We start from the raw sequence: 3280 nt of genomic DNA, 5'->3' as shown, positions 1-3280 counted from the left end.
GCTCGTCGGTCAGGGCGGCAACGAGGAGCTCGGCGATCTCGTCGTCCGAGAGGGACTCGAGCGTGACGAGCACCGAGCGGGACAGCAACGGCGAGATGATGCTGAAGGACGGGTTCTCGGTCGTGGCGGCGACGAGGATGACGGTGCGGTTCTCGACGCCCGGGAGCAGGGCATCCTGCTGGGCCTTGGTGAACCGGTGGATCTCGTCGAGGAAGAGCACGGTCTGGCGCGAGTAGAGGTCGCGCTCACGGACCGCCGACTCCATCACCGAGCGGACGTCCTTGACTCCGGCCGTGACGGCGGACAGCTCGACGAAACGGCGCTCCGCGGCGGTCGCGACGAGGTGGGCGAGCGTCGTCTTGCCGGTCCCGGGCGGACCCCACAGGACTGCGGACAGGGGGCCGGCGGCGCCGCCGGATCCCTCGATGAGGCGCCGCAGGGGACTGCCGGGCCGCAGCACTTTGGCCTGCCCGCGCACCTCGTCGAGGGAACGCGGCCGCATGCGAACGGCGAGGGGGGCGACTCCGGCCGAGGCCGGCTGCTCGCCGCGGTCGGCGGCGGACGCCGCACCGAAGAGGTCCTCCGTGCTGTTCGACATCACTGTGGAAGGCTATCCGCGTGCATAACCCCTCACCCGCGGGCCCGGCGCCGCGCACCCGTCTGGCCCGTCTCGGCGGTGTCATCGCGCGCCACCCTCGCCGCTGGGTGGCGGCCTGGGCCGTCATCGCGATCGCGTGCTTCGTCGTCGCGGTCGGCGGTGTCACCGGCGAGTCCCTCTTCGAACGACTGCACTCCGGCGCCCCGACCGTCGAGTCGGAGTCGTCGCGCGCCCAGAACGTCATCGCCCAGAGCCAGCCCGCCCTCGAGACCCTGACGATGCAGGTGACCGGTGCCGACCTCACGGATGCGGCGGCGGTGGACAAGGGCGCGGCCGCGACGCGCGAGATCGCCCGCGTCCCAGGCGTCAAGAACGTCCGCTCGCCACTGCTGGCGCCGAGTGGCCTCTCGGATCCGTCGGTGGCGCCGCTCCTCGAAGGTGGGAGTCCCGCCTCCGGAGGGTTCGTCACCGTCGTCGACTTCGAGCCGGGTCTCGCCAAAGCCGCCCAGGCCGAGGCCGAGTCGAAGGCCGAGCAGCAGATGCTCGCGGTGCCGTCGGCCATGGGCGCCCAGGGCACGGTCGGCAGCTCGAGCAAGGTGGTCAAGGCGATCACGAGCACCGTCGAGCGAGACCTGCTGCGAGGTGAGGGCATCGCCCTGCCCCTCACGTTTCTCGTGATGTTCTTCGTCTTCGGCGGCTTCGTCGCGGCGGGCATGCCGATCGTCGGGGCGGTCGTGGCGATCGGCGGGGCCCTGCTGTCCCTCTTCGGTTTCTCGCACGCCGTCGAGCTCGACGCGACCGTCGTCAACATCGTGACCCTGCTGGGCCTCGGGCTCTCCATCGACTACGGCCTGCTCACGGTGAGCCGGTTCCGCGAGGAGCTCGGTCACCGGCAGCACCGGGTCCCCACGCGTGAGGAGATCGCCCGCGCCGCCGAGCGGACGGTGGCGACGGCCGGCCGCACCGTCCTCTTCTCCGGGCTCACGGTCGCGATCGCCCTCGGTGGCCTGCTCGTCTTCGAGGCTTCGATCATGCGGGCCATCGGCGTGGCCGGCGTCAGTGTCGTCCTCGTCGCGATGGTCGTCGCGATCACCCTCGTGCCGGCACTCTGCGTCGTCGGCGCAAGACGTCTGTCCCGCAAGGCAGTCGAGCAAACCGCCGACGTCGGCGTGTTCTCCAGCCTGGCCGCCGGGGTGCAACGGCGCCCGGTGCTCGTCATCCTGGGCGTCGTGGCCGTGCTCGTCACGCTGGCCCTGCCGACGCTGTCGATGAGGCTCACGTCCTCGGGCACCGAGCTGCTCCCCAAGGACGCGCCGCAGCGGGTCTTCTTCGAACAGCTCGCCCGGGACTACCCCGCGCTCTCCACCCCCGAGGTGACCGTCGTCGCCGGCTCACCGGACACTGCTGCCGTCACCTCGTGGGCCCAGCAGCTCCGAAGCCGCCCGGGTGTCGAGGGGCTCGTCGTCCAGCCCCTCGGGGCCGACCATCAGCGGGTCAACATCCGCGTCGCCGGAGGGCCGACGTCGGACGAGGCGCAGGACCTCGTGACGACGATCCGTGCCACGGACACGCCCTTCGAGACCCTGACCACCGGTCAGGCGGCGGGCCAGATCGACTTCCTCGAGTCCATGTCGGCCCGGGCGCCGTATGCCGTGGCCCTCGTCGTGCTGGGCACGTTCGTCCTGCTCTTCCTCATGACCGGCTCGGTCATCCTGCCGGTCAAGGCCCTGCTGCTCAACGTCATCTCCCTCGGAGCCGCGCTCGGCGTCGTCGTGTGGATCTTCCAGGAGGGTCACCTCCAGGGGTTGCTGGGCTTCACGTCGGTGGGGGCCGTCGAGTCGCTGGTGCCCTTCCTCGTGCTCGCCTTCGGTTTCGGCCTGTCGATGGACTACGAGGTCTTCCTGCTGTCGCGCATCGTGGAGTTCCACCGGCACGGCGTGGAGAGCGACCGCGCGGTCTCTCTCGGTCTCCAGCGCACCGGTCGCATCATCACCTCGGCGGCTCTGCTCATCATCATCGTCTTCGCGGGCTTCGTGGCCGGCGACATCCTCATCATCAAGGAGATGGGCGTGGCGCTCGTGGCCGCCGTCGCCATCGACGCGACGTTGGTCCGCATGCTGCTGGTCCCGGCGACGATGACCGTGCTCGGGCGCTGGAACTGGTGGGCACCAGCGCCGCTGCGGCGCCTCCACGACCGGTTCGGGATCACGGAGTGACCGAGGTCGTCACCGGGCACGGACTCGACGACCTGCTGGCGGCAACCGGCCGGCACCCGTTCGTCCGGTGGGAGGTCACCGACGACCTGGCGGCGACGTGGTGGAGCTCAGCCGACGCGGTCGCGTTCCAGCGCACCCGCAAGGCGGTGCGCCGCACCGTCAACGTCCTCGGTGGCGACGACGGGGTCACCGCGCTGCTCGACCATCTGCCGCAGATCGCGGCGATCGTCTCCCCCGGGCGCCGGGCGTTCTCGGTCAGCGTGCCCCAGCACCTGGAGCCCCGGCTGAAGGAGCGCTACCGCGTGCTGGACGGCGGCGACTGGGAGTGGTTCCACACCACCACGGCCCCGGCCGAGCACCCTTCGCACGAAAGGGTGCTCGTCATCGACGACGTTGCCCGCGCCGCCGAGGTGCAGGCGTTCCTCGAGGCGCACTCCCCCACGGCCGACACCGAGCCGGGACACGG

3 protein-coding genes are annotated in these 3280 nt (G+C 71.2%); 2 read left to right on the top strand and 1 reads right to left on the bottom strand.

The annotated features are described in order from the left end of the window. A partial coding sequence (locus AC1DP0_RS19965; RefSeq protein ID WP_478087963.1) for an AAA family ATPase occupies nt 1-598 on the bottom strand: 598 nt, incomplete at its 3' end. 20 nt (nt 599-618) lie between these two features. Between AC1DP0_RS19965 and AC1DP0_RS19960 the strand changes: the two genes are divergently transcribed. Further along, nucleotides 619-2814 carry an MMPL family transporter gene (locus AC1DP0_RS19960; RefSeq protein ID WP_478087960.1) on the top strand — a complete coding sequence of 732 codons (2196 nt, stop codon included), beginning with the start codon at nt 619-621 and terminating at the stop codon, nt 2812-2814. Next, on the top strand, nt 2811-3280 hold a 470-nt coding region (locus tag AC1DP0_RS19955; RefSeq protein WP_478087958.1), incomplete at its 3' end, for a hypothetical protein. The genes AC1DP0_RS19960 and AC1DP0_RS19955, both read left to right, overlap by 4 nt.

The sequence above is a fragment of the Terrabacter sp. P5_B1 genome, from assembly GCF_056400505.1.
The sequence above is the reverse complement of the archived record's forward strand: the minus strand, read 5'-3'. Positions and strand labels throughout refer to the sequence as shown.